A 24,706-nucleotide genomic window follows, 5' to 3' on the forward strand; every position below is an offset into this window, starting at 1 on the left:
AAAATAAAGGCGACCCTGTGGTCGCCTTATTTGTCAGTCAGGCCGCCGCCTGCGACTAGATATGCAGTTCCTGCAGCTTTTCTGGCGGTAATGCCAGTTCATCGTTGTAGTTTACCCGTACGTCGTGTGACAGGATGTGACGTGCGATATCCTGCGCTTCATCCAGGGAATGCATTTCATAAGTCCCGCACTGATATTCGTTCAGCTCCGGGATCTGACGCTGGTCGGATACTTTCAGGACATCGCCCATGGCCGCTTTCCACGCGTCGGCAACACGTTGCTCATCTGGTGTACCAATCAGGCTCATATAAAAACCGGTACGACACCCCATGGGCGAAATGTCGATAATTTCCACACCTTCACCGTTCAGGTGGTTGCGCATAAAACCGGCAAACAGATGCTCCAGCGTATGGATGCCACGCTCAGGCATCACTTCTTTGTTCGGCGCGCAAAAACGTAAATCAAAAACGGTGATGGTATCGCCATGAGGAGTGTTCATGGTCTTCGCGACGCGTACTGCCGGCGCGGCCATGCGTGTATGATCAACGGTAAAGCTATCCAACAATGGCATATTGTCACCTCGACTCGATATTTTTTCAAAAATGATGAAACTTTTCTGTTCGCCCAGCGTCTGAATATATGAAAGACGCGCATTTGTTATCATCATCCCTGACAACAGAGATGTTAATTTGGCCACATTGACGTGGCCTTTTTCTTTTTTACCCTTCCCGGCTGGCCAGATAGGCTTCAAAGTCCAGCGTGTCGCTCTCTTCCAGACTTTTCTGCGCAGCCAGTGATTCCCGGGCCTGACGGGCAAAATCCTCTTCCGTTAACACTTCCAGCGGCTCTTCGTTTAACAGGTGGCGATACTGTTCTGCCAGAGCAATACCGGTACCGTTTAATCCGTTGTCTTTGATGGCCTGCAGGATGCGTGCAGAGTAGGTTAGCTCAGGATCGTCGAAGGATGCTACCAGTTGATCACAAACCTGTTGATATTGCGTGCTACCCTGATTGCTGTCGAGCACTTCGGCAACGCGGCGCAGATCGGCAAACAAGGTTTTACCCACTTCCACCAGCGAATGCTGTGCTTCCTCACACCCCACGGCAATCACCTGCCCTGGCTTACGACCTTCCAGCACGACGCGGTTCCAGTTTTTCCGGCTGCACAGCAGCTCTTCGGCGCTCATTTCCGGCGCATCCGCCAGGGTACACCAGATCAGGAACAGGTCAAGGAAACGCACCTGATCCGCATCGACGCCGGTGGCGGAGAAGGGGTTAATATCCAGCGAGCGCACTTCAATATATTCAATACCGCCGCGCAGCAGCGCATCTGATGGCGCTTCGCCTGAACGCGTGACGCGTTTTGGCCGAATCGGCGCATAGAGTTCATTTTCAATCTGCAGCACATTGGTGTTGAGCTGGATCCAGTTACCCGCCACATCTTTGGTGCCCAGCGCCGCATACTCCTCTGACGGCGTTTTAATTGCCGCCTTCAGCGCGCGCACATACTCTTCCAGGGAGTTAAAGGTAATACCAAGCCCGCTTTGCGACTTATTGGTATAGCCAAGGTCGCTCAGGCGCAGCGAAGTCGCATACGGCAGCCACAACATGCCCTTACCATCCGTTTCAAACGGTAACTTAACTTCACGCCCCTGCAGGAAGCTGTCATTGATGGCCGGCGATGCGCCAAACAAATAAGGGATCACCCAGCCAAAGCGATAATAGTTGCGGATCAGGCGCAGATAGCCTGCAGAAATGGTCTCTTTACCGCTCTCTTTATCTTTGACATCCGCCCACTCTTGCCAGAAGGAGAGCGGCAGTGAAAAGTTGTAGTGTACGCCGGAGATGGTCTGCATCAGCGCACCATAACGATTTTTCAGGCCCTGGCGATAAAGCGTCTTCATGCGGCCGATATTGGAACTGCCATATTGCGCCAGCTGAATTTCATCAGCATCATCAATAATACAGGGCATACTGAAAGGCCACATCCGCTCTTCGCCCAGCTCGCGGGCTACATGGCGATGGATATCGCGCAGGAAAAGCAGCAAGTGATCGATATCCTGATCGACCGGCGTGATGAATTCGAGCAGGGTTTCGGCAAAGTCGGTAGTAATCCAGTCGTGCTTAAGCGCTGAACCCAGGGATTCAGGATGGCCGCTGGTTGCCAGATGGCCGTCCGGTTTTACGCGCAACGTTTCGCGTTCAATACCGCGACAGATGCCTTTGAGCGCGTCAGGATGCGCTTCCAGCCAGGAGAGCGCTTTAGATACGTCCGGGATCACATTAACCTCCCGCTGTGAGAATATTTTATTTTTGTTCAGCATAATGTTAACCGTAGCCTCGAATCTGTGCGAATCAATGCCACCATTGCATGCCCTGTAATGTGGCGGTCGCGATAACGATGTAACGCAGTGTTTTACCGATAGCGAGAAACAACAACGCCGGAAGCCAGGCAAAGCGCAACCAACCTGCCAGTACGCAGAGCAGATCGCCAATCACCGGCAGCCAGCTAAATAACAGTGCTGCTGGGCCTAATCGGTGCAACCACGTCATTGCTGTGTCATGCCATCGCCCCTGCCGTTTCAGCGGCAGCAAGCGACCAAGAAGAATGTTGGTCAGACCGCCCAGCGTGTTTCCCACTGATGCGGCCAACAGCAACCCATAAACTGATCCCTTATTGGCGATCAGCATAGCTATCAGCAACGCCTCAGAACTTCCCGGAAGCAGGGTTGCGCTGAGAAAGCTGCTGCCAAACAAAGAACCGTAAGTCAGAACCTCACTCACAGCAGACGCACATCAACCACGTCCATACCGGCCGCTTTCGCCGCCTGCAGGCCAAAATCAGCGTCTTCAAATACCACGCAACGTTCTGGCGCCACACCCAGCAAAGCGGCACAACGCAAAAAAGTGTCGGGTTCGGGTTTATGTCGGGTCACATCATCGGCGCCGACGATAGCCGTAAACAACTCACGGACCCCCAGATGCTGCAGCAAGGCCTCCACCATGCTGTGTTCACTGCCGGTCCCCACCGCCATCGGGCGACGACCGTGATACGCTTTTACCACCTCTAATAGCGGCAAGGGACGGACATCTTCCAGCAGCATCGCTTTTACCGCTGCCGTCTTTTCTGCGGCCAGGCGATGAGGGTCGTGAGCCGACTGGTTCTGCTCAATAATAAATTGCGCCAGTCGCCAGGCGGGGGCCCCGTTAAAACCGATGATCTGCGCTTCGTCCAGCGTCATTCCATAACGTGCCAGCACCTGATGCCAGGCTTTTCGATGTGTCGGCTCAGTATCCAGAATAGTGCCGTCCATATCGAAAATCAGGGCGTCATATTGATCGTACATTGTCACTCCGGACATCCAGCAAAGAAGCCTTTACTTTAGCGTAATGCGCCCAGGTTGTCGCCGGTACTGATGAACAGCAAATGCTTTGAAAGCATTAGCAATTTTCTTTTTCAGAAAAAGGTGAGAGTGGAAAGCCGGGGTTAACTGCCGGAAATATCGTCACTTTTTGCCGGTTAACGGCAGGTGAAACAATCAGGGGGAAATGTCAGGGATGGTGCATCCGGGAGGATTCGAACCTCCGACCGCTCGGTTCGTAGCCGAGTACTCTATCCAGCTGAGCTACGGATGCATTAAGGAATCTTTTTTAATTGCAGCGTGAGTTACGCCAGAAAACAGGGGGAGAGAATGGTGCATCCGGGAGGATTCGAACCTCCGACCGCTCGGTTCGTAGCCGAGTACTCTATCCAGCTGAGCTACGGATGCATTGAGAAATCGCTTTGTATGGATTAAATCAAACCAACCTGGGACGAATACGAAGAATGGTGCATCCGGGAGGATTCGAACCTCCGACCGCTCGGTTCGTAGCCGAGTACTCTATCCAGCTGAGCTACGGATGCATTAATAAATTCTTGTACAACGCAGGGTGCTGACAACTCACCATGAAAGGAACTGCTCGTTCACTCTGAACTTCTTTTTACCGATGGTGCATCCGGGAGGATTCGAACCTCCGACCGCTCGGTTCGTAGCCGAGTACTCTATCCAGCTGAGCTACGGATGCATCAGTAAATGGCGGTGAGGCGGGGATTCGAACCCCGGATGCAGCTTTTGACCGCATACTCCCTTAGCAGGGGAGCGCCTTCAGCCTCTCGGCCACCTCACCTTACGCGTTCTTACGAACTGTGCGTCTGAACTTTGTTTCCGCTCATCGGCACTGCGTGGCGCACATATTACTTTCCCGGACTTATAAGTCAAACAATTTTTCCCACCAGAAGTTCATTTGCACAAATGACACGCAATTCGCATATTTTGAAAACAAAAAGAGTGAATAATCAACAAAGAATATCTGCTGAAAAGGAGAAAAAGGGAGTAAGGGGAAAGCAAGAAAAGAGTGAGTTAAGCGGTAGCGCCTCGCCCGCCAGCGAGACGCTGGATCCGTTAGTAACTCGTTTGCTGAGTTTTTTCGGCCTGAATGCGCTGATAGATCTCTTCGCGATGCACCGAAACTTCTTTAGGCGCATTAACACCAATGCGAACCTGGTTACCTTTAACTCCCAGCACCGTTACAGTCACCTCATCGCCTATCATGAGGGTTTCACCAACTCGACGAGTTAGAATAAGCATTCTTTGCTCCTTGAAAGATTAATAGAGTCGGGCCTGTTCGGGCTCCCGGCATTATCCATCATATAACGCTAAACGTTGACTATGACAAATACACCAATGTGCTTCATCGCGCCAATACATTCTGCTGATAGTTAGTTTAGCCGAAATACACTACCTCAGCCTGACTTTGTCATTACCTGATGCACTTCTTCATAAAAAGCACCAGGACGTAAGATCCTGGCGCTTTTAGCGATGCTTTGTTCTATTTCAGTCTTGCACTGACCCAGGCTTCCACGCCAGAGAGCGCACCGGCTAACGCCTGTGCATCGGTGCCACCAGCCTGGGCCATATCGGGGCGTCCGCCGCCTTTACCACCCACCTGACGGGCCAAATCGCCCACTAACTCACCCGCTTTTACGCGATCGGTGAGGTCTTTTGTGACGCCCGCGATCAGTGAGACCTTTCCTTCCGCTACCGTAGCCAGAACGATTACCGCTGAACCCAGCTGGTTTTTCAAATCGTCGACCATGGTGCGTAGCATCTTCGGTTCGGTATTGCTCAGTTCAGTCACCAGCAGCTTCACGCCCTGTACATCGGTCGCTTTGCTGCTCAGTGACGCACTCTCTTGTGCAGCCTGCTGATCGCGCAGCTGCTGCAGTTCTTTCTCCAGCGCACGGACATGATCAACCAGTCCGCGTACTTTTTCATTCAGGTTACTGCTGTTGGCTTTCACCAGCTGCGCAATCTCCTGCAGCTGGGTACTCTGGGTATGCACCTGAGTCAGCGCGCCCTCACCCGTTACCGCCTCAATACGACGAATACCTGCTGCCGTACCGGATTCGGACAAAATACGGAACAGCCCGATATCGCCGGTGCGGCTGGCATGAGTACCGCCACACAGTTCGACAGAAAAGTCGCCCATGGTCAGCACGCGTACGCGCTGATCATACTTCTCACCAAACAGCGCCATCGCGCCTTTGGCTTTCGCGGCATCCAGATCCATGATGTCCGTTTCTACCGCCAGATTGCGGCGGATCTGGGCGTTAACGATATCCTCAACCTGACGGATCTCCTGCGGCTTCATCGCCTCAAAATGCGAGAAGTCGAAGCGCAGATATTTATCGTTAACCAGCGATCCTTTTTGTGCCACATGCTCACCCAGCACCTGACGCAACGCCGCATGCAATAAGTGCGTTGCAGAGTGGTTAAGGCGGATGCGCGCGCGACGCGCTTTATCCACCTGAGCATCCAGCCGATCGCCGGTGTGCAGTTGACCGTGGTTCAGCTTACCGATATGACCAATAGCCTGACCATATTTTTGTGTATCCTGTACTGCAAATTCAGCATTTTTCCCTGTCAGCACGCCGGTATCGCCCACCTGGCCGCCTGACTCGCCGTAGAATGGCGTCTCATCCAGCACCACAACGCCCTCTTCGCCAGCAGACAGCGCATCAACCGCCTGGCCGTTAACAAAGATCGCTTTCACCGTCGAGGTGAGTTCCAGATGATCATAACCCTGGAAACGGGAGGCTGAGTCGATACGGATAACATTGTTATAGTCCGCACCAAAACCGCTCGCCTCGCGCGCGCGCTGGCGCTGTTGTTCCATCGCCGCTTCAAAGCCCGCTTCGTCAATTTTCAGGTTACGTTCACGACATACGTCAGCGGTCAGATCGGCCGGGAAGCCAAAGGTATCGTACAGACGGAATACGGTTTCACCGTCCAGCGTATCGCCCTGCAGTTTTGCCAGCTCTTCATCGAGCAGGGTCAGGCCGCGTTCCAGCGTTTTCGCAAACTGCTCTTCTTCCGTTTTCAGCACATTCTCTACCTGGCTCTGCTGGCGTTTCAGCTCTTCGCCTGCCGAACCCATGACTTCAATCAGCGGGGCCACCAGTTTATAGAAGAAGGCCTCTTTCGCTCCCAGCATGTTGCCGTGACGCACCGCACGACGAATGATGCGGCGCAAGACGTAGCCACGGTTTTCATTCGAGGGGATCACGCCGTCAGCGATCAGGAAGGCGCAGGAACGAATATGGTCGGCAATTACGCGCAGCGATTTATTGCTCAGATCGCTGGCACCGGTCACCCTGGCAACCGCTTCAATCAGTTTCTGGAAAAGATCGATTTCATAGTTGGAGTTCACGTGCTGCAGTACAGCGGAGATACGCTCCAGCCCCATACCGGTATCCACCGAAGGCTTCGGCAGCGGCAGCATGGTGCCATCCGCCTGGCGGTTAAACTGCATGAACACAATGTTCCAGATTTCGATATAGCGATCGCCATCTTCCTCCGGGCTGCCCGGAGGGCCACCCCAGATATGATCGCCATGATCGTAAAAAATTTCGCTGCAGGGGCCGCAGGGACCGGTATCCCCCATCTGCCAGAAGTTATCTGATGCGTACGCACTGCCTTTGTTATCGCCGATGCGGATAATGCGCTCGCGCGGGATGCCAATCTCACTGGCCCAGATGTCATAGGCTTCGTCATCCGTTTCATAAACGGTCACCCACAGACGCTCTTTCGGCAGATTGAACCACTGCTCACTGGTCAGAAGTTCCCAGGCAAAGGCAATGGCTTCCTGTTTGAAATAGTCGCCGAAGCTGAAGTTGCCCAGCATTTCAAAAAAAGTGTGATGGCGGGCGGTATAACCCACATTTTCCAGATCGTTGTGTTTACCGCCAGCGCGTACGCAGCGCTGCGATGTGGTAGCGCGGCTGTAGTTACGCTTGTCCTGTCCAAGGAAAACATCTTTGAACTGGTTCATTCCGGCGTTAGTAAACAGCAGCGTCGGATCATTATTCGGTACGAGGGAGCTGCTGGCTACAACCTGATGTCCCTTGCTATGAAAAAAGTCGAGAAACGCTTGACGGATCTCAGCAGTGCTCTTGCTCATATTTATCCTGGAATCACGCTAACGAACGTTCCGTCTCGCCTGGCGACCACCGTCCGCGCGGCCAGCCTGCGACTGAGGAACAAAAAGTGGGGATAAGATAAATTTTCTTCAGTGGGAAGTAAAATCCCCATCGCAATTCAGTCGTTAAAATTTCTGAAAACAGACTGAATATCTTCCATAAGAAAGCCTTTCGCCTGTAAATAACGCTGCACTTTCGCTTTTTCTTTCCACTCCGTGGGTAAGGGTAACCCAAATTTGCGCTCTGCCAGCGCGGCGGCACAGGCGGCCCAGTCAATCTCTGCCGCCTCCAGCGCCAGATCGATCTCTTCGCGGCCAATGCCTTTTTGTGTCAGCTCCATGCGGATGCGCTGTGGCCCATAGCCTTTCCGGCTGCGACTTTGAATAAAACGTTCGGTAAAGCGATCGTCATTCAGCCAGCCATTTTCCTGACACCAGTTAAGCACTTTTTCCATCTGCTCATCGGTGATGATTTCAGGTTTTTTTTGTTTCATCCAGGCAGCACGCTGTGCTGACTGCTGCAGCTTGCGCTTCAGCTCTTCACGACCATGATCGCGCTGCGTCAGGATGCGCATAGCGCGATCGAGCAGGCGGGAAAAAGAGACGACTTCGGGGGCTTCAGGCTGCTCCGACATAGTATGTACCTTATTGCTGCTGAGAGGGGATTATGGCCGGGCTGGAGGAGGAGGAAAAGGCTGATGCGGAATAAAAGAAAACGGGAGTGGATTTCTCCACTCCCGCTGGTGTATCAGAAGTCTTCGTTGGTTTCGCTTTCCGCTTTTTCGTAGTCATCTGCGGAGAAATCTGCAGCGCTATTTTCAGCGCCAGTGCTGTTCAACAGCATGTCACGCAGCTTCTGCTCAATCTCATTAGAGATTGCCGGATTCTCTTTCAGGAAATTGCTGGCATTCGCTTTACCCTGACCGATTTTGTCACCGTTGTAGCTATACCAGGCACCCGCTTTTTCAATCAGCTTATGCTTCACGCCCAGGTCAACCAACTCGCCGTAGACGTTAATGCCTTCGCCATACATGATCTGGAACTCAGCCTGCTTGAAGGGAGCCGCAATTTTGTTTTTCACTACCTTCACGCGCGTTTCGCTACCTACCACGTTGTCGCCTTCTTTAATGGCGCCAATACGGCGAATATCGAGACGAACAGAAGCGTAGAATTTCAGCGCATTACCACCGGTGGTGGTTTCCGGGTTACCGAACATCACACCGATTTTCATACGAATCTGGTTGATGAAGATCAGCAGCGTGTTGGACTGCTTCAGGTTACCCGCCAGCTTACGCATTGCCTGGCTCATCATACGTGCGGCCAGACCCATGTGGGAGTCGCCGATTTCACCTTCGATTTCCGCTTTCGGCGTCAGCGCCGCGACGGAGTCAACGATGATCACGTCAACTGCACCAGAACGCGCCAGCGCGTCACAGATTTCCAGTGCCTGCTCACCGGTATCCGGCTGTGAACAGAGCAGATTATCGATATCTACGCCCAGTTTTTTCGCATAAACCGGATCCAGCGCATGCTCAGCATCGATAAAGGCACAGGTTTTACCCTTGCGCTGTGCGGCAGCAATCACCTGCAGCGTCAGGGTGGTTTTACCGGAAGACTCCGGACCGTAAATTTCGACAATACGGCCCATCGGCAGGCCACCCGCGCCCAGCGCGATGTCCAGCGAAAGCGAACCGGTAGAGATAGTCTCCACATCCATCGAGCGATCTTCACCCAGACGCATGATGGAGCCTTTGCCAAATTGTTTTTCAATCTGGCCCAGCGCGGCAGCTAAAGCCTTCTGTTTGTTTTCGTCAATCGCCATTTTAACTCCTAATCATGCCGGGGAAGCACGCATCACGTATGCTTGCTCTCTTTCTGTTGCCGCTAATTATACTGTATAGCCATACAGTATCAAGCTTAATTTTTGAGAAATTCATCATATAGCGTCTGCAACGCCCAGGCTACCGCTTGCCGCCTGACGGCATCGCGGTCCCCGACAAAATGCTGTTGAAACGCCTCTGTTTTTCCCTGCGGTGCGGCAAAAGCAAACCATACGCAGCCCACCGGTTTTTCTGCCGTACCGCCATCGGGCCCGGCAATGCCGCTGACGGCAATGGCATAATCGGCGCGCGCGGCCTTTCTCGCCCCGTCAGCCATCTCACGCACCGTTTGTTGGCTCACGGCACCATAGTTTTCAAGCGTGGCTGCCTGTACCCCAATCATCTCCTGTTTGGCCTGATTACTGTAGGTCACAAAGCCACGCTCAAACCAGGCGGAACTGCCACTGATATCGGTAAACGCTTTAGCTATCCAGCCACCGGTGCAGGATTCCGCCGTGGTTACCGTCGCACCTTGCGCTTTCAGCTGCGCGCCAATAAGCGCACTCAACTGCTGTAATTCATTATCAGTCATGGCCGTTCTCCCGAATTTGCGGGGTTAACGTTAGCAGGGAATGGGGCATCAGGTTAAGTTTTTCAATGCTGCACCTGCTTTGCGCTGCGCAATTGCGAGCCGGATCCAGCCACTGCTCTCCCCCTTTTTATTGTCTTGCCAAAAAGCGGTCAGAAAGTGCGGCTCATTGCCCCGGCTCTGCGTCAGCATAAAGCGGTGATCATACGGCCAGAGTGCCCCTTTACCACTGACGGTGACGGCTCCCCATTAACGCAAAAACGGGCCAGCACGGCCTGTAAATCCTGTAAAAGATGATAGTCGGTCGCGCATCAGATAGCGACTTTGCCACCGTACTGTCTGACGCAGGGATGGAAAAGGTCTGTGTTGGCGCGGGCTCAGCGGTTTCGCTGTCGCTGCTTGCCAGATAACGTGCGGCGGGCGGCAGCGAGAAAACGCTGATTGTGCGGGTGAGCGATAATGGGCAGGAAGCAGCACAACACCTCATGCCCGTGGTAATCAGCTTTTTTTCACAAACGCCGACTTAAGCTTCATCGGCCCAAAGCCCTCGATCTTGCAATCGATATTGTGATCCCCCTCCACCAGGCGGATCCCTTTCACCCGGGTGCCGATCTTCAGGATCGAGGAACTGCCTTTCACCTTTAAATCTTTGATGACTGTGACGCTGTCGCCATCGCTCAGCAGATTGCCGTTCGCATCACGGACTTCCGGCAGATCCTCCAGAGGAGGAGTAACGGTTAGCGACCAGATATGACCGCACTCAGGACAATTCAGGTTATCGTTATCCTGCCAGGTGTATTCCGACTGGCAAAGGGGACAGGCGGGTAAAGGCTGCATAAAAACTCCTCATCGGCAGCAAAAAAAGATGGCACCACAAACGGCGCCATCTTATATCCATATACTTTATAAGGGTAGCGTTAAAGTAGCCCGCCCTGCCGCGCCTTCCCTACCGCCTCGCCCAGTTGCCAGACTGCCATGGCGTAATGCGTGCTGTGGTTATAGCGTGTGATCACATAGAAGTTTGGCAAGCCATACCAGTACTGGTAGCTGCTACCCAGATCAAGCCGTAGCAGGCTGACCTCCTGCTGATTCCCCAGCGTTTCCTGGGGGGCCAGGCCCGCGGCAGTCAGCGTCTGGGGGCTGTAACGGGTTTTAAAGCCATTCTCCAGGTAAGGTGCCTGTCCGCTGGCAGGCACTGCGACTCCCTGACCTGGCTGCCAGCCATGCGCCTGGAAGTAATGCGCCACGCTGCCAATGGCATCGACCGGATCCCAGAGGTTGATATGGCCGTCACCATTGAAATCAACGGCGTACTGCTGATAAGAAGAAGGCATGAACTGACCATACCCCATCGCACCGGCAAAAGATCCCCGTAGCGCCAGTGGATCGTCCTGCTCATTGCGGGCCATCAGCAAAAATGTCTCCAGCTCGCTGCTGAAATAGGCTGCGCGCCGTGGGTAGTTAAAGGAGAGGGTCGCCAGCGCATCCAGAATGCGCGTTTTACCCATAACCCTGCCCCAGCGGGTTTCCACGCCAATAATGCCGACAATAATTTCCGGCGGCACGCCATAGACCTGCTGCGCGCGCAGCAAAGCGTCCTGATACTGATTCCAGAACGCGACACCGTTTTGCACGTTGTCAGGCGTGATGAATTGCTTGCGGTAGCGGATCCAGGCGCCATTAGGCCCGGCAGGCGGCGTGTAGCTGGGTGCCTGCCGATCCATCAGACGCAGAACATAATCCAGCCGCTTCGCCTGCCCAAGAATGGCATGCAGCTGCTGCCGGTCAAAACCATGCTTTTCAACCATTTGATCAATAAACTGTTCTGCCGCCGGGTTGCCGGCAAAATCACCAAACATCGGCTGAACGTTATGATCGGGTGACAGTAAAAATCCCCCTTTCGGGGCAGAAGGTGTGGTCGCTTGCGCAGAGGTGTCGGGTTTACTGCTGCAGGCGGCCAGCAGCGCGAAAAGTGACAAAAGGGTGACCTTGAAACGCATCGGATATCCATAAGCCAGGTGAAACCAAGTGCCGTCATGTTAATCGTTCAGCGCAGCGACATACAGGGCAAAATCTTAAAAAAACGTCAGTCTGGCGCGCTTGCATGTCGTTACAACCACACTTTGCGAGGCAGCTCGACCCTTTCAATCTTGTGACAAAAAATCGGTTTTCTGTCCCTTTTCCCTTTGCTATGGTCGCTCCCGGTAAAACAGCGCACTGAGCAAGGCGGGTGAAGCGCTGGCGGCAATAGTGGTAACATCCCCTTTTTACCGCTTCTGCCACAGGCAGCGAGAGCGGTGCAAAATCGCATTAACGGCAACGCCATTACATCGGGTTAACAGGAAGAGTCAACGTTGAGTGAAATCGAGATAAAAGGATCAGAGCAAATGGATTTCAGCGCCCATACGCCGATGATGCAGCAATACCTGCGTCTGAAGGCGGAACATCCCGACATCCTGCTGTTCTATCGCATGGGGGATTTTTATGAGCTGTTCTTTGACGACGCCAAACGCGCTTCTCAATTGCTGGACATTTCCCTGACCAAACGCGGTGCTTCAGCAGGCGAACCTATTCCCATGGCGGGTGTGCCTTACCACGCCGTAGAGAGCTATCTGGCGAAGCTGGTTCAGCAGGGCGAGTCGGTCGCCATTTGCGAGCAGATTGGCGATCCCGCGTTAAGTAAAGGGCCGGTGGAACGCAAAGTGGTGCGCATTGTTACGCCTGGCACCATCAGTGATGAAGCCTTGCTGCAGGAACGACAGGACAACCTGCTGGCAGCGATTTTCCAGAGTCCGCGCGGTTATGGCTACGCGACCCTGGACATCAGCTCCGGACGCTTTCGTCTCAGCGAACCTGCCGATATGGAAACCATGGCGGCAGAGTTACAGCGCACCAGCCCGGCCGAGCTGCTTTATCCGGAAGATTTCCAGGCCATGGCCCTGATTGAAAATCGTCGGGGATTGCGTCGTCGTCCGCTCTGGGAATTTGAGATCGATACGGCACGCCAGCAGTTGAACTTGCAATTTGGTACGCGCGATCTGAGCGGCTTTGCCGTAGAACAGGCGCATCTGGCGCTGCGCGCCGCCGGTTGCCTGCTGCAATATGTCAAAGATACCCAGCGCACCTCTCTGCCGCATATCCGCTCTGTCTGTATGGAGCGTCAGCAGGACAGCGTAATCATGGATGCCGCAACGCGACGTAACCTGGAGATTACGCAAAACCTGGCGGGCGGCAGCGACAATACTCTTGCGGCCGTGCTCGACAAAACGGTCACGCCGATGGGCAGCCGTATGCTGAAACGCTGGCTGCATGTGCCGTTACGCGATATCACCACCGTCCGGCGGCGCCAGGAATCGATCAAAGAACTGCAGGATCTGTGCGAAACGCTGCAGCCGGTGCTGCGTCAGGTAGGCGATCTGGAACGTATTCTGGCGCGCCTGGCGTTGCGTACGGCGCGTCCACGCGACCTGGCGCGTATGCGCTATGCCTTCCAGCAGTTACCTGAACTCAATCAGCTGTTAGCTGAGGTTCAGGCTCCACAACTCCAGCAGTTACGCACGCAAATGGGCGAGTTTAACGAGCTGCGTGAATTACTGGAACGGGCAATTATTGAAAGCCCGCCGGTGCTGGTGCGTGACGGCGGCGTTATTGCGCCCGGCTACCATGCCGAACTGGACGAGTGGCGCGCGCTGGCAGACGGTGCCAGCGACTATCTCGATAAGCTGGAAATACGTGAACGCGAACGGCTCGGGCTGGATACGCTAAAAGTCGGTTTCAATGCCGTTCACGGCTATTATATTCAGGTCAGCCGGGGTCAAAGCCATCAGGTGCCGATGCATTATGTCAGACGTCAGACGCTGAAAAATGCTGAGCGCTATATTATTCCGGAACTGAAAGAGTATGAAGATAAGGTTCTGACTTCGAAAGGCAAAGCGCTGGCGCTGGAAAAGAGCCTGTATGAGGAACTGCTCGATCAACTGTTACCCCATCTGGAGGCGTTGCAACTCAGTGCCGCTGCGCTGGCTGAGCTGGATGTGCTGAGCAATCTGGCGGAACGTGCCTGGACACTGAATTACTGCTGTCCAGAGCTGCAGGATAAACCGGGCATTAAAATCACTGGCGGTCGTCATCCTGTTGTAGAGCAGGTGCTGAAAGAACCCTTTATCGCCAATCCCCTCGCCCTCTCGCCTCAACGTCGCATGCTGATTATTACCGGTCCCAATATGGGTGGTAAAAGTACCTACATGCGCCAGGCCGCACTGATCGCACTGATGGCCTGGATCGGCAGCTTTGTCCCGGCGGAAGAAACCGTTATCGGTCCGCTGGATCGTATTTTTACCCGCGTCGGGGCGGCAGATGACCTCGCTTCAGGTCGCTCTACCTTTATGGTGGAGATGACAGAAACCGCCAATATTCTCCACAACGCCACGGAGCAGAGCCTGGTGCTGATGGATGAAATTGGGCGCGGTACCTCAACCTATGATGGCTTGTCACTGGCATGGGCCTGCGCCGAAAGCCTGGCGAATCGCATTAAAGCCATGACGCTGTTTGCGACGCACTATTTTGAGCTGACCACCCTGCCGGAAAAAATGGAAGGCGTCGTGAACGTGCATCTTGATGCGGTTGAGCATGGCGATACCATCGCTTTCATGCACAGCGTACAGGAAGGTGCCGCCAGCAAAAGTTATGGTCTGGCAGTCGCCGCCCTGGCCGGCGTGCCAAAAGAGGTGATCAAGCGGGCACGGCAAAAACTGCGCGAGCTGGAGTCCATTTCAGGTAACGCCGCGGTTTCCACTGTGGATGGCTCCCAGTTGCCGCTGCTGGTGGAGGAGAGTTCGCCAGCCGTGGAGGCGCTGGAGGCACTCGATCCCGATACGCTGTCGCCACGTCAGGCGCTGGAGTGGATCTATCGACTGAAATCGCTGGTATAAAGCTGCCGGGAACGTAACTGTGGCCCTTACCCCCGCCTTCAAACAGAAGTCGGCTGCAGGCAAATAGCAGCGTTTTCGGCAGTTAACTGAAAGTTTGCGGCTTCTGTTTAACGCCGGTCAGTTCATTGAATGCGCCAGCCAGTAAAAAGCAGTAGTGCAACCGGCTCCGCAGCCCGGGCAGGCAGCAGGCAGCACGCAATTTTATACAGGCAAGAAAAAAGGTGGCTGTTAGCCACCTTTTTATTTGTCGCATTTTGCGCACTTAGTAGTTATTCACGAAACAGTGCTTCAATGTTCAAGCCTTGCGCCTGCAAAATTTCACGCAGACGGCGCAAACCTTCAACCTGAATCTGACGCACACGTTCACGTGTCAGACCGATTTCACGGCCTACATCTTCAAGGGTCGCCGCTTCATAACCTAACAGGCCGAAACGACGCGCCAGTACTTCACGCTGCTTGGCGTTCAGTTCGAACAACCACTTAACGATACTCTGCTTCATATCGTCATCCTGCGTGGTATCTTCCGGACCGTTATCCTTCTCATCGGCCAGGATATCCAGCAGCGCTTTCTCGGAATCACCGCCTAAAGGTGTATCCACTGATGTGATACGTTCGTTGAGACGCAGCATACGGCTGACATCATCAACAGGCTTATCCAACTGCTCAGCGATTTCTTCTGCACTCGGCTCGTGATCAAGCTTGTGAGAAAGCTCACGTGCGGTGCGCAGATAAACATTCAACTCTTTAACAATGTGAATGGGCAGACGAATTGTACGGGTTTGGTTCATGATTGCCCGTTCAATGGTCTGACGAATCCACCATGTGGCGTACGTTGAGAAACGGAATCCACGCTCCGGATCAAACTTCTCAACCGCACGAATCAAGCCCAGATTCCCCTCTTCAATCAGGTCCAGCAATGCAAGACCACGATTGCTATAGCGGCGGGCAATCTTAACCACCAGTCGTAAGTTACTTTCAATCATGCGGCGACGAGAAGGAATGTAGCCTCGCAGAGCACGGCGAGCGAAGAACACTTCTTCCTCTGCCGTTAACAGTGGCGAATAGCCAATCTCTCCAAGGTAGAGTTGCGTCGCATCCAACACGCGTTGCGTCGCACCCTGTGACAACAACTCTTCTTCCGCTACGTCGTTATCACCAGGTTCGTTTTCAACAAGAGCCTTCTCATCAAAAACCTCAGCTCCGTTCTCGTCGAATTCCGCGTCTTCGTGTAACTCGTTAACTTTCAGCGTATTCTGGCTCATAAGCGGCTCCTACCCGTGATCCCAGGGCAGAACAGCAAAGTTCTGCCGGTTTATCGCTGCGGTAAATAACGCAACGGGTTTACGGATTTCCCCTTGTAACGAATTTCAAAATGCAATCTAACTGAACTGGTTCCGGTGCTACCCATGGCAGCTATTTTTTGCCCCGCCTTAACTTCCTGTTGTTCCCGGACCAGCATTGTATCGTTATGGGCGTAGGCGCTCAGGTAATCATCATTGTGTTTAATGATGATGAGATTACCGTAACCCCGAAGTGCGTTACCTGCGTATACCACCCTTCCTGAAGCAGTGGCGACCACAGGCTGTCCGCGCGTTCCGGAGATATCGATACCTTTGTTGCCACCTTCTGCAGCAGAGAAGTTATCGATAATCTTACCGTCAGTAGGCCAACGCCAGCTGCCGACCGGTGTCGAACTGCTCGTTGTACTGCTGACCGTAGGTGGTGCGGTAACCGGAGCTGTTGTCGTTGCAACATTTGCTCCTTTCGACGGTAAGAGTTTGCTACCGGTCGAATTTCCTGAATCTTCAGAATACGTAATAACAGGTTGCTGTGCAACAGGGGCAGATTTAATTTGCGCAGATCCCGGCGTTACAGGCACGCCGCTCTGCGTTGCATCGGCCACGGTAATGGCATTTCCACCCGTAATTGGCTGGCCCGAACCGTTGCTTATTTGCAGGGTCTGACCCACGCTTAAGCCATACGGGGCGGGGATGTTGTTGCGTTGAGCGAGGTCGCGGAAGTCGTTGCCAGTAATCCATGCAATGTAGAACAAGGTATCGCCACGTTTGACGGTATAAGTGTCTCCACTGTAGCTACCTTTCGGAATATTCTCATAGCTGCGATTGTACACAATACGGCCATTTTGCGTGGTAACATTATTATCATTACTTAACATTCCGCTGGATGGACGTGCAGATGGTACGGAATTGCTAATCATTCCCCCCCGGCCAGAGGAGGCAGACATCCCGCCTGAAGCGCCATTCATCCCTGAGTTATCTCCAACCCGGCTAATGGGTGCCTGAGTATTATCGCTGGAACTACATCCTGCCAGCCAGAAACCTACCAGTGAAAGCGCCGCCAGACGACGTAATTGAAAAAGTGTGCTTCCCGTGCTCATTGCTCCCCCGTGATGGCAAACCTGTGTGTATCTCTGTTTCTGCAAACGGCTACGCAACAGGCTGCGCAGCGCGTCAAAGCGTTGTTTTTCGCGTTGAAGAGAGAGGATAGTAACAATATCAACAGTGCCGTGCTATGAAACAGTTGTGTAGAAATACGATGTTTCCTGCGCCTCAGGCGAGGTCGCCCTGTACCAGCGGCACAAAGCGGACAGGCTCAATCGTCTCTTCAATAAACTCTTCATTGTGGCGCCGGATACGTTTCAATACCTGATGATCTTCTCCCACTGGCAGCACCATAATGCCGTGGTTATCCAGTTGCGCCATCAGCGCAATCGGAATTTCTGGTGGCGCAGCAGTGACAATAATGGCATCAAAGGGGCCGCGTGCGGGCCATCCCTGCCAGCCATCACCATGACGTGTAGAAACATTATGCAGATCGAGCTGTTTGAGGCGACGTTTTGCCTGCCACTGCAGCCCTTTTATCCGTTCGACGGAATAGACATGATCGACCAGATGAGCGAGGATCGCCGTCTGGTAGCCTGACCCCGTGCCAATCTCCAGCACGCGTGAAGCTGGCTGCAGCTCCAGCAGCGCTGTCATCCGCGCCACGATATAAGGTTGTGAGATGGTCTGCCCGGACCCTATCGGCAATGCGACGTTATCCCAGGCTTTATGTTCAAACGCCTCGTCAATGAAACGCTCACGCGGCACATCAGCGATCGCCTTTAACAGGCGTTCGTCATCAATACCCTGCTTACGCAGTTGTGACAGCAACGTTTCAATGCGTCTGTTCACCATGCAAGATTAACCTCTGCTTTTGTTAACCAGTCAGCGACCACATCCTGCGCGCTATGCGCGGTTAAATCGACATGCAGCGCAGTCACCGAGACATAACCTTCATCTACCGCGGCAAAATCTGTGTCCGGGCCCGCATCCAGTTTTTCTCCCGGTGGGCCAATCCAGTAAAGGGTATGGCCACGCGGATCCTGCTGCGGGATCACCTGATCCGCGGGGTGACGACTGCCGCAGCGCGTGACGCGAATACCTTTGATCTCCACAAGCGGCAAATCGGGGACATTGATATTAATAATACGCCCGGTACGCAAAGGTTCGCGTGCCAGCGCGCGTAAAATTGCACAGGTCACCGCTGCGGCCGTATCGTAATGCTGATGCCCATTTAACGAGACTGCTAACGCGGGCAGCCCCAGGTGACGTCCTTCCATGGCGGCAGCTACGGTGCCGGAGTAGATCACATCATCGCCCAGATTGGGACCGGCGTTGATGCCGGAGACCACAATATCAGGCCTGGGTCGCATCAGCGCGTTAACGCCAAGATAAACGCAGTCGGTGGGCGTCCCCATTTGTACAGCGATATCCCCATTTTCATGGGTAAAGGTACGCAGCGGCGTTTCCAGGGTTAATGAATTAGACGCTCCGCTGCGGTTACGATCGGGCGCTACGACCTGCACCTCGGCAAACTCGCGCAGCGCTTTCGCCAGCGTCTGGATACCTGGCGCATGAATGCCGTCATCGTTACTCAGCAATATCCGCATCGTCACCTTCTTGTTGCAGAAGTTCTCTTATCACGCTGGTGGCAAAACTGCCCGCCGGCAGCCAGAATTGCGTCTCCAGCATGGCATCATTCAGCCAGCACCACGTCATGTCGCGTGGCACCACCAGCATGGCGCGGCGCGCTGCATCAACGCGCTCGCGCTCAAGCAGTGTAACCAATTCTGTCGCACCTGCCAGGCTCTGCTGCTCAAGCGCCAGCGCCGCCAGCTGCGCCCCACTCTCGCCGCGTCCCGGCAATGGCGCGGTAATCCGTAGCTCATTGTTCAGCACCCGCTGCTGCAGCGTCTCCAGCTCTTCCGGCTGGGCGACAAACCAGCTACCGCGACCGGTCAGCTGCAGGGCATCACCCGCCATTACTACCGTGAGGCTCCCTTGCTGGCGGAGGCGCTCGCTGGTCAGCTGGTTGAACAGCGCGCTGCGCGCCGCTGACAGAATCAGGCTGCGTTTGTTGCGATCGCGAATCTGAATCTCATTACACGCCCATTGTCGCGCCATCGTCAGGTTATGGCCGTTACGTCCGAAACGTTGCTCGCCAAAGTAGTTGGGTACCCCTGACTGACGGATATGTTCCAGACGCTGCTCTACCTCCTGCGGCTGAGTAATGTTGCGAATGATAAGACGAAAAGCGTTACCGGCCAGGGCGCCGGTGCGCAGCTTGCGCTTGTGACGCACCACTGCGAGGATGTCTACGCCCTCAAGCTGAAACTGGCTCAGATCGGGCATCTCTTTGCCCGGCAGGCGAAAGCAGAGAGTTTGTTCCGTGACCGCATGGCGATCCTTCATCCCGGCATAGCTGAGATCCCGTACAGGGACGCGCAGAAACTTTGCCAGCGCCTCCGCCACGAAACGCGTGTTACAGCCGCGTTTCCGGATACGCACCAGCAGTTGCTCGCCCTCCCCGTCGGGGGCGTATCCCAGATCTTCAATAACGCTAAAATCTTCCGGACTGGCTTTAATCACGCCGGTCGCGCCGGGTTTACCATGCAGATAAGCTAACTCTTGCACCCGGTTCATCCCTCAGTCTTCAGCAGCAGCAGCGCAACCGCTTCACAGGCGATGCCTTCACCACGTCCGGTAAAGCCCAGTTTTTCAGTGGTGGTCGCTTTGACATTCACGTCGTCCATATGGCAGCCAAGATCTTCGGCAATGTTGACGCGCATCTGCGGCACGTGTGGCAACATTTTCGGTGCCTGGGCAATAATAGTGATGTCCACATTGCCGATACGGTAGCCTTTTTGCTGAATACGTCGCCATGCCTCGCGCAGCAAGCCGCGGCTGTCAGCGCCTTTAAACGCGGGATCGGTATCGGGAAAAAGCTTGCCGATATCGCCCATTGCCGCCGCGCCCAGCAGCGCATCCGTCAGAGCGTGTAGTGCCACATCGCCATCGGAATGGGCAATAAACCCTTGTTCGAAAGGAATACGCACGCCACCAATCACTAACGGGCCTTCGCCACCAAAGGCGTGAACATCGAAACCGTGACCGATACGCATTATGCGCTCTCCTTTAGCTGAGTCTGGGTAAGATAGAATGCGGCCAACGCCAGATCTTCTGGCCTGGTCACTTTAATGTTATCACTGCGCCCGCTGATCAGCTCGGGATGGTAGCCGCAATACTCCAGAGCCGAGGCTTCATCGGTAATGGTGGCGCCTTCATTCAGCGCCCGCGTCAGACAGGCGAACAGCAGTTCATGCGGAAAAAACTGGGGGGTAAGCGCGTGCCAGAGATCGTCGCGCTCAACCGTATGGGCGATAGTGGCCTTGCCCGGCTCACCACGTTTCATGGTGTCACGCACCGGCGCCGCCAGAATAGCTCCCACTTTGCTGGTGCTGCGTACCGCCAGCAGGCGGCTCAGGTCGTCCGGATGCAGACAGGGACGCGCCGCATCATGCACCAACACCCAGGCGGCACCTTGCGCCGCCTGCAGGCCAGCCAGCACCGATTCGGCACGCGTTTCACCGCCTGTGACGCGCACAATGCGCATATCCTGCGCCAGCGGCAGCGTCGCAAATTGAACATCATCAGGACTCAGAGCGACGATCACCTGCTTTACTGCCGGACTGGCCAGCAGGCGTGCAATGCTGTGCTCAAGGAGGGTGTGCTGACCAATAGTCAGATACTGTTTGGGACAGGTTGACTGCATGCGGCTGCCGATACCGGCAGCAGGCACGACGGCAATCACATCCGCAAGGGAAGCCAGCTTGTTCATGTTTTATCGTTGTTGGTTTTGCGCAGCTTGTTGCGCGTTACGTTTGTTCTGGTCTGGCACCAGGCGATAGAAGGTCTCACCGGGTTTCACCATACCCAGCTCGTTACGTGCACGTTCTTCAATAGCTTCAGAACCGCCGTTAAGATCGTCGATTTCAGCGAACAGCTGGTCATTACGCGCTTTAAGCTTAGCGTTATTCGCCTGTTGTACCATCACGTCATCGCTGACGCGCGTATAATCATGAATACCGTTCTTACCCAGCCACAACGAATACTGAAGCCAGCCGAGCAGTACCAGTAGCAGTAACGTCAGTTTTCCCATCCCCGCCCCCTGAAAATCGGCCCAATCATCCCATAACTTTCCATCTGACTCCACTCTGCCAATAAAATAGCGCCGGATTAGTCTCTCACTGTGCAAACTCTCGCCGGATAAGCCGGTTTTACCGATCTGCGGCGATAAAATAAGGGCCATGCCGTCCCGACGACCGCAAAGTTTAGTAACTCAGCGACAAATTCAGACACCAGGTCGTGGGTATTTTCAGAACTGTCCCTGGTGCGGCTTATCCGCCCTTACCAGCTAATCAGCAGCATAAACAGCAGCCAGAACAGCAGAATTGCTACCGCGATGGTAAGCAGCAGCATCAGGAACAGGTGGCCACGCAGCAAGCTGCCAAGCGCAATACCGGTAAGAACGCACAGGGGCAGCAGCGCCAGAAAAAAAGGCCAGGTATACAGCAGGAAAAACAGCGTGTTGGGGCCATAAAGCAGGAAGGGTAACGCCAGCGCCAGCCACCAGGCGATAAAACCGATACTTCCGGCGAGAAACCAGCCGGGATCGGATTCCTGATTATTATCATCATTGCGAGACGGCATGGGCGTAACATTATGCATAAGGATCCTGTCAGCACTGATACCATGTGGTAGCAGGCGACGCGTCGTGGCTATCGGGAGTGATGATAATATCGTGACGCCACGGCAGAACCTGCCTTTCCCGCGGCTGATTTTGTTACCAATTGTTCAGTCTGTGGGCGTCGCGAACATCATCAGCAACCCGTCGATCTGCGCGAAAAACTGACCGGCAAGCTGCGTAAAAAACGGGGCCAGCGGAGACATCAACCATGAAAGCGCCAGCATGCCGGTGGTCAGGGTCAGCGGGAAGCCAATCACAAAGATCGAGAGCTGTGGCGTCAGGCGATTCAGTAACCCCAGCGTCAGGTTTATTGCCAGCAGCAGTGTAATCACCGGCATTCCCAGCTGTAAACCGGCGCTGAAGATAATGCCTGCGCTTTGCACCAGTGCAAGCAAGCCATCGCGCGCAAGCGGTGCGCTGTTGACGGGTAAAATCTCAAAGCTGTGCACCAGCAGAGCAATAAGCCATAAATGACCGTTAAAGGTCAGAAAAAGCAGTAGCGCCAGCGTATTGAACAGGCGGGAGAGAACAGGCGCGCTTTGCCCGGCGCCGGGATCGAAAAAGCTGGCGAAAGAGAGTCCCATCTGCAAGCCCATAAGCTCCCCTGCCATGCGCACCGCGGCAAAGGCAAACTGCATCGCCAGGCCTATACCGATGCCGATAATCAGCTGTTTTGCTCCCAGCCAGGCCCCTTCCAGCGAGAAAAGCGCCACCTGGCTGGCTGGCAGCTGCGGAGCCACCAGAAACGTGATTAGCGCCGCCAGCGCAATTTTTGTTTTTTTGCCCGCCTGCTTCTCATGGAAAAGCGGCGCGGCAGTGAACAGCGCCAGCATCCTGAGTCCGGGCCAGAAATAGTGACCAATTACGGTATACAGATCGGCAAGTGCGAATGTCATGTGGCTGACCTGACAAGCTCCGGCAGCGTGGCGAACAGGTTATGCATATAATCGCGCAGCAGCGCTAACATCCAGGGCCCCAGCGCGATCAGCACCACAACCAGCACGACGATTTTGGGAATAAATGACAAGGTCATTTCGTTGATTTGCGTACAGGCCTGCAGCAGGCTGACCAGCAAGCCGCTGACCAGCGCCGCCAGCAATAACGGGCCCGCGACCAGTAAGCCGACTTTCATTGCCTGAAAACCCAGTGACATTACGCTTTCGGGGGTCATGCTGTGCTCCGTCAGAAGAAAAAGCTTTGCGCCAGCGATCCCATCAGCAGCTGCCAACCATCCACCAGCACAAACAGCATCAGCTTAACGGGCAGCGAAATCGATGCGGGCGGCACCATCATCATGCCCAGCGCCATCAGCACGCTGGCCACCACCAGATCAATAATCAGGAAAGGAATAAACAGGGTAAATCCGATCTGAAAGCCGCTTTTCAGTTCACTGGTGACAAAGGCGGGCAGCAGAATACGCAGCGGCACCTCTTCATGCGTGGCAAAGTTTTCTCGTTGCGCCAGACGCGTAAAGAGCGCCAGATCGGCTTCACGCGTCTGCTTCAGCATAAAGGCGTGCAGCGGTTTGATGCCGGTGGCGATTGCCGTTTCCATGCTGATTTTATCCTGCGACAGCGGCAGGTACGCCTCATCGTAAATCTGGTTAAATACCGGTGCCATAATGAACCAGGTCAGAAACAGTGCCAGTCCCAGCAACACCTGATTCGGTGGGGACGAGGCGGTGCCCAGGGCGTTACGCAGCAGTCCCAGCACAATAATGATGCGGGTAAAGCTGGTCATCATTAACAACGCGGCGGGCAGCAGCGTCAGCGAGGTGAGCAACACCAGCGTTTGTACCGGCAACGTCCAGTTTTCACCGCTGCTGCCATGACCCAGCACAATGTCGCCGCTGGCAGCCCAGAGCGATTGCGCCGGGAAAGCCAGCGCCACGATGGTCGCCAGTCTCAGCAGCGGCAGCCAGCGGGGGCGCGGCGATTGTCGTACCTTGCTCATGATGTCGCCCCCGGCTTAACCGCTTTCAGCAGCGACTGCAGCTGCGCCGTAAAGTCCTGTGCGGGGGCCCGGTCAGGCGTTTGTGCGGCGATATCACGCTTATCAAGTTGCGTCAGCAGCGTTACCTGCTGCGGGGTCACGCCCAGCACCAGCCAGCGGTGATCCGCCTCAACAATTATCACCCGCTCTTTCTGTCCCAGCGCCACGCTGGTGATCACCGAGAGCAACTTCGGATTGTTTCCTTTTGGCGCAGCAAACCCCAGGTAGCGGGCGGCTTTTATAAAGAGGAAGGCAAAGAGTAAAACCAGCGCCAGCGCGCCTCCCAGAGTAAGCAGCAACGAACCGGAGCTGCTGTCTGGCGCAGAGGTCACCGGCACAGCGGCATGGATTGAACTTTTCATTATCTGCTCAGACGCTGCATGCGTTCAGAGGGGGTAATAATATCGGTAATGCGCACACCGAATTTATCGGAGACCACCACCACTTCCCCCTGCGCAATCAGGAAGTCGTTCACTAAAATATCGAGCGGCTCTCCCGCCAGACCATCCAGCGCCACCACCGAGCCCTGGCTCAGACGCAACAACTCTTTAATGGTCATTTTGGTCCGTCCCAGCTCTACGGTAATTTTCACGGGAATATCAAGAATCAGGCTGAAATCCTGCGAGAGCGGCGGCTGACTGTTTTCACGCATCGCGGTTGTGGCCTGCGTCTGCTCGCCGATCTGTTGCTGCTCGCTCATGGCTTCGCCCCAGAGCTCGTCCAGAGAAGAGGTCTCGCTGGCGGACGACGGTTTGGTATCACTCATT

Annotated in this window: 26 protein-coding genes and 5 tRNA genes; 1 reads left to right on the plus strand and 30 read right to left on the minus strand. The window is 54.5% G+C overall.

Annotation, left to right across the window (positions count from 1 at the left end; genetic code table 11):
- Window positions 1–55 precede the first annotated feature (55 nt).
- The 16 genes from luxS to mltB all read right to left on the minus strand — a co-directional run bounded on the left by luxS (window position 56) and on the right by mltB (window position 11,927).
- Window positions 56–571, minus strand: coding sequence for an S-ribosylhomocysteine lyase (gene luxS / locus E0E17_RS02680; protein WP_130831275.1), 516 nt, complete (start codon window positions 569–571; stop codon window positions 56–58).
- 148 nt (window positions 572–719) lie between these two features.
- Window positions 720–2,324, minus strand: a complete 1,605-nt coding sequence (gshA, locus tag E0E17_RS02685; RefSeq protein WP_130831277.1) for a glutamate--cysteine ligase — start codon at window positions 2,322–2,324, stop codon at window positions 720–722.
- A 31-nt stretch (window positions 2,325–2,355) separates the two neighbouring features.
- Complete coding sequence (locus E0E17_RS02690; RefSeq protein WP_130831279.1) at window positions 2,356–2,784, minus strand: YqaA family protein; 429 nt, start codon at window positions 2,782–2,784, stop codon at window positions 2,356–2,358.
- Window positions 2,781–3,347, minus strand: a complete 567-nt coding sequence (gene yqaB, locus E0E17_RS02695; protein WP_130831281.1) for a fructose-1-phosphate/6-phosphogluconate phosphatase — start codon at window positions 3,345–3,347, stop codon at window positions 2,781–2,783. The genes E0E17_RS02690 and yqaB overlap by 4 nt, the downstream gene beginning before the upstream one ends.
- A gap of 212 nt (window positions 3,348–3,559) precedes the next feature.
- A tRNA-Arg gene (locus tag E0E17_RS02700) sits at window positions 3,560–3,636 on the minus strand.
- A 57-nt stretch (window positions 3,637–3,693) separates the two neighbouring features.
- Window positions 3,694–3,770 (minus strand) — tRNA-Arg (locus E0E17_RS02705).
- Between the two features lie 57 nt (window positions 3,771–3,827).
- Window positions 3,828–3,904 (minus strand) — tRNA-Arg (locus tag E0E17_RS02710).
- An 84-nt stretch (window positions 3,905–3,988) separates the two neighbouring features.
- Window positions 3,989–4,065, minus strand: a tRNA-Arg gene (locus E0E17_RS02715).
- Between the two features lie 9 nt (window positions 4,066–4,074).
- Window positions 4,075–4,167: transfer RNA gene (locus tag E0E17_RS02720), tRNA-Ser, on the minus strand.
- A 275-nt stretch (window positions 4,168–4,442) separates the two neighbouring features.
- The gene (csrA, locus tag E0E17_RS02725) at window positions 4,443–4,628 is read right to left on the minus strand and encodes a carbon storage regulator CsrA (protein ID WP_004155916.1); all 186 of its coding nucleotides are present in this window, start codon (window positions 4,626–4,628) and stop codon (window positions 4,443–4,445) included.
- 241 nt (window positions 4,629–4,869) lie between these two features.
- Window positions 4,870–7,500, minus strand: a complete 2,631-nt coding sequence (alaS, locus tag E0E17_RS02730; RefSeq protein WP_130831283.1) for an alanine--tRNA ligase — start codon at window positions 7,498–7,500, stop codon at window positions 4,870–4,872.
- 137 nt (window positions 7,501–7,637) lie between these two features.
- A complete protein-coding gene (locus E0E17_RS02735; RefSeq protein ID WP_207302036.1) occupies window positions 7,638–8,153 on the minus strand; it encodes a regulatory protein RecX in 516 nt (171 codons plus the stop codon).
- Window positions 8,154–8,266: 113 nt separating this feature from the next.
- Window positions 8,267–9,340, minus strand: a complete 1,074-nt coding sequence (gene recA / locus E0E17_RS02740) for a recombinase RecA (protein ID WP_130831285.1) — start codon at window positions 9,338–9,340, stop codon at window positions 8,267–8,269.
- Window positions 9,341–9,435: 95 nt separating this feature from the next.
- On the minus strand, window positions 9,436–9,930 hold the full coding sequence (gene pncC, locus E0E17_RS02745) for a nicotinamide-nucleotide amidase (RefSeq protein WP_130831287.1): 495 nt from the start codon (window positions 9,928–9,930) through the stop codon (window positions 9,436–9,438).
- Window positions 9,931–10,425: 495 nt separating this feature from the next.
- Window positions 10,426–10,764, minus strand: a complete 339-nt coding sequence (locus E0E17_RS02750) for a zinc ribbon domain-containing protein YjdM (RefSeq protein ID WP_130831289.1) — start codon at window positions 10,762–10,764, stop codon at window positions 10,426–10,428.
- Between the two features lie 80 nt (window positions 10,765–10,844).
- Window positions 10,845–11,927 carry a lytic murein transglycosylase B gene (gene mltB / locus E0E17_RS02755; RefSeq protein WP_130831292.1) on the minus strand — a complete coding sequence of 361 codons (1,083 nt, stop codon included), beginning with the start codon at window positions 11,925–11,927 and terminating at the stop codon, window positions 10,845–10,847.
- Between the two features lie 387 nt (window positions 11,928–12,314).
- Between mltB and mutS the strand changes: the two genes are divergently transcribed.
- A complete protein-coding gene (gene mutS, locus E0E17_RS02760) occupies window positions 12,315–14,858 on the plus strand; it encodes a DNA mismatch repair protein MutS (RefSeq protein ID WP_130831294.1) in 2,544 nt (847 codons plus the stop codon).
- 269 nt (window positions 14,859–15,127) lie between these two features.
- Here the strand turns inward: mutS and rpoS are convergent, their stop codons facing one another.
- The 14 genes from rpoS to fliN all read right to left on the minus strand — a co-directional run bounded on the left by rpoS (window position 15,128) and on the right by fliN (window position 24,705).
- The gene (gene rpoS, locus E0E17_RS02765) at window positions 15,128–16,120 is read right to left on the minus strand and encodes an RNA polymerase sigma factor RpoS (RefSeq protein WP_130831297.1); all 993 of its coding nucleotides are present in this window, start codon (window positions 16,118–16,120) and stop codon (window positions 15,128–15,130) included.
- A 50-nt stretch (window positions 16,121–16,170) separates the two neighbouring features.
- Entirely contained in the window at window positions 16,171–17,256 is a 1,086-nt protein-coding gene (gene nlpD, locus E0E17_RS02770; RefSeq protein WP_130831299.1) for a murein hydrolase activator NlpD, read from the minus strand.
- Between the two features lie 172 nt (window positions 17,257–17,428).
- Window positions 17,429–18,055 (minus strand): protein-L-isoaspartate(D-aspartate) O-methyltransferase, encoded by a 627-nt coding sequence (locus E0E17_RS02775; protein WP_130831301.1) that lies wholly within the window; start codon window positions 18,053–18,055, stop codon window positions 17,429–17,431.
- Window positions 18,049–18,810: a 5'/3'-nucleotidase SurE gene (gene surE, locus E0E17_RS02780; RefSeq protein ID WP_130831303.1), complete on the minus strand. Its 762-nt coding sequence runs from the start codon at window positions 18,808–18,810 to the stop codon at window positions 18,049–18,051. The genes E0E17_RS02775 and surE overlap by 7 nt, the downstream gene beginning before the upstream one ends.
- On the minus strand, window positions 18,791–19,834 hold the full coding sequence (truD, locus tag E0E17_RS02785; RefSeq protein WP_130831305.1) for a tRNA pseudouridine(13) synthase TruD: 1,044 nt from the start codon (window positions 19,832–19,834) through the stop codon (window positions 18,791–18,793). Before truD ends, surE begins: the two co-directional genes overlap by 20 nt.
- Before the next feature lie 5 nt (window positions 19,835–19,839).
- Entirely contained in the window at window positions 19,840–20,322 is a 483-nt protein-coding gene (gene ispF / locus E0E17_RS02790; RefSeq protein ID WP_130831307.1) for a 2-C-methyl-D-erythritol 2,4-cyclodiphosphate synthase, read from the minus strand.
- The gene (ispD, locus tag E0E17_RS02795) at window positions 20,322–21,038 is read right to left on the minus strand and encodes a 2-C-methyl-D-erythritol 4-phosphate cytidylyltransferase (protein ID WP_130831309.1); all 717 of its coding nucleotides are present in this window, start codon (window positions 21,036–21,038) and stop codon (window positions 20,322–20,324) included. The genes ispF and ispD overlap by 1 nt, the downstream gene beginning before the upstream one ends.
- Before the next feature lie 3 nt (window positions 21,039–21,041).
- A complete protein-coding gene (ftsB, locus tag E0E17_RS02800) occupies window positions 21,042–21,359 on the minus strand; it encodes a cell division protein FtsB (RefSeq protein WP_130835444.1) in 318 nt (105 codons plus the stop codon).
- 248 nt (window positions 21,360–21,607) lie between these two features.
- Window positions 21,608–21,928 carry a DUF3561 family protein gene (locus E0E17_RS02805; RefSeq protein ID WP_130831311.1) on the minus strand — a complete coding sequence of 107 codons (321 nt, stop codon included), beginning with the start codon at window positions 21,926–21,928 and terminating at the stop codon, window positions 21,608–21,610.
- 126 nt (window positions 21,929–22,054) lie between these two features.
- The gene (gene fliR, locus E0E17_RS02810) at window positions 22,055–22,843 is read right to left on the minus strand and encodes a flagellar biosynthetic protein FliR (RefSeq protein WP_130831314.1); all 789 of its coding nucleotides are present in this window, start codon (window positions 22,841–22,843) and stop codon (window positions 22,055–22,057) included.
- Complete coding sequence (gene fliQ / locus E0E17_RS02815; protein ID WP_130831316.1) at window positions 22,840–23,118, minus strand: flagellar biosynthesis protein FliQ; 279 nt, start codon at window positions 23,116–23,118, stop codon at window positions 22,840–22,842. Before fliQ ends, fliR begins: the two co-directional genes overlap by 4 nt.
- A gap of 11 nt (window positions 23,119–23,129) precedes the next feature.
- Window positions 23,130–23,900, minus strand: a complete 771-nt coding sequence (gene fliP / locus E0E17_RS02820) for a flagellar type III secretion system pore protein FliP (RefSeq protein WP_130831318.1) — start codon at window positions 23,898–23,900, stop codon at window positions 23,130–23,132.
- Complete coding sequence (gene fliO / locus E0E17_RS02825; RefSeq protein WP_130831320.1) at window positions 23,897–24,301, minus strand: flagellar biosynthetic protein FliO; 405 nt, start codon at window positions 24,299–24,301, stop codon at window positions 23,897–23,899. The genes fliP and fliO overlap by 4 nt, the downstream gene beginning before the upstream one ends.
- Window positions 24,301–24,705: a flagellar motor switch protein FliN gene (gene fliN, locus E0E17_RS02830; RefSeq protein WP_130831322.1), complete on the minus strand. Its 405-nt coding sequence runs from the start codon at window positions 24,703–24,705 to the stop codon at window positions 24,301–24,303. The genes fliO and fliN overlap by 1 nt, the downstream gene beginning before the upstream one ends.
- Window position 24,706 lies beyond the last annotated feature (1 nt).

The sequence above is a fragment of the [Erwinia] mediterraneensis genome, assembly GCF_900604315.1.
Lineage (GTDB): Bacteria > Pseudomonadota > Gammaproteobacteria > Enterobacterales > Enterobacteriaceae > Pantoea > Pantoea mediterraneensis_A.

Coding starts and splice junctions, on each gene's coding strand:
- luxS (WP_130831275.1), bottom strand. CDS start 571: ATGCCATTGTTGGATAGCTTTACCGTTGATCATACACGCATGGCCGCG.
- gshA (WP_130831277.1), bottom strand. CDS start 2,324: ATGCTGAACAAAAATAAAATATTCTCACAGCGGGAGGTTAATGTGATC.
- yqaB (WP_130831281.1), bottom strand. CDS start 3,347: ATGTACGATCAATATGACGCCCTGATTTTCGATATGGACGGCACTATT.
- csrA (WP_004155916.1), bottom strand. CDS start 4,628: ATGCTTATTCTAACTCGTCGAGTTGGTGAAACCCTCATGATAGGCGAT.
- alaS (WP_130831283.1), bottom strand. CDS start 7,500: ATGAGCAAGAGCACTGCTGAGATCCGTCAAGCGTTTCTCGACTTTTTT.
- E0E17_RS02735 (WP_207302036.1), bottom strand. CDS start 8,153: ATGTCGGAGCAGCCTGAAGCCCCCGAAGTCGTCTCTTTTTCCCGCCTG.
- recA (WP_130831285.1), bottom strand. CDS start 9,340: ATGGCGATTGACGAAAACAAACAGAAGGCTTTAGCTGCCGCGCTGGGC.
- pncC (WP_130831287.1), bottom strand. CDS start 9,930: ATGACTGATAATGAATTACAGCAGTTGAGTGCGCTTATTGGCGCGCAG.
- E0E17_RS02750 (WP_130831289.1), bottom strand. CDS start 10,764: ATGCAGCCTTTACCCGCCTGTCCCCTTTGCCAGTCGGAATACACCTGG.
- mltB (WP_130831292.1), bottom strand. CDS start 11,927: ATGCGTTTCAAGGTCACCCTTTTGTCACTTTTCGCGCTGCTGGCCGCC.
- mutS (WP_130831294.1), top strand. CDS start 12,315: ATGGATTTCAGCGCCCATACGCCGATGATGCAGCAATACCTGCGTCTG.
- rpoS (WP_130831297.1), bottom strand. CDS start 16,120: ATGAGCCAGAATACGCTGAAAGTTAACGAGTTACACGAAGACGCGGAA.
- nlpD (WP_130831299.1), bottom strand. CDS start 17,256: ATGAGCACGGGAAGCACACTTTTTCAATTACGTCGTCTGGCGGCGCTT.
- E0E17_RS02775 (WP_130831301.1), bottom strand. CDS start 18,055: ATGGTGAACAGACGCATTGAAACGTTGCTGTCACAACTGCGTAAGCAG.
- surE (WP_130831303.1), bottom strand. CDS start 18,810: ATGCGGATATTGCTGAGTAACGATGACGGCATTCATGCGCCAGGTATC.
- ispF (WP_130831307.1), bottom strand. CDS start 20,322: ATGCGTATCGGTCACGGTTTCGATGTTCACGCCTTTGGTGGCGAAGGC.
- ispD (WP_130831309.1), bottom strand. CDS start 21,038: ATGAACAAGCTGGCTTCCCTTGCGGATGTGATTGCCGTCGTGCCTGCT.
- ftsB (WP_130835444.1), bottom strand. CDS start 21,359: ATGGGAAAACTGACGTTACTGCTACTGGTACTGCTCGGCTGGCTTCAG.
- E0E17_RS02805 (WP_130831311.1), bottom strand. CDS start 21,928: ATGCATAATGTTACGCCCATGCCGTCTCGCAATGATGATAATAATCAG.
- fliR (WP_130831314.1), bottom strand. CDS start 22,843: ATGACATTCGCACTTGCCGATCTGTATACCGTAATTGGTCACTATTTC.
- fliQ (WP_130831316.1), bottom strand. CDS start 23,118: ATGACCCCCGAAAGCGTAATGTCACTGGGTTTTCAGGCAATGAAAGTC.
- fliP (WP_130831318.1), bottom strand. CDS start 23,900: ATGAGCAAGGTACGACAATCGCCGCGCCCCCGCTGGCTGCCGCTGCTG.
- fliO (WP_130831320.1), bottom strand. CDS start 24,301: ATGAAAAGTTCAATCCATGCCGCTGTGCCGGTGACCTCTGCGCCAGAC.
- fliN (WP_130831322.1), bottom strand. CDS start 24,705: ATGAGTGATACCAAACCGTCGTCCGCCAGCGAGACCTCTTCTCTGGAC.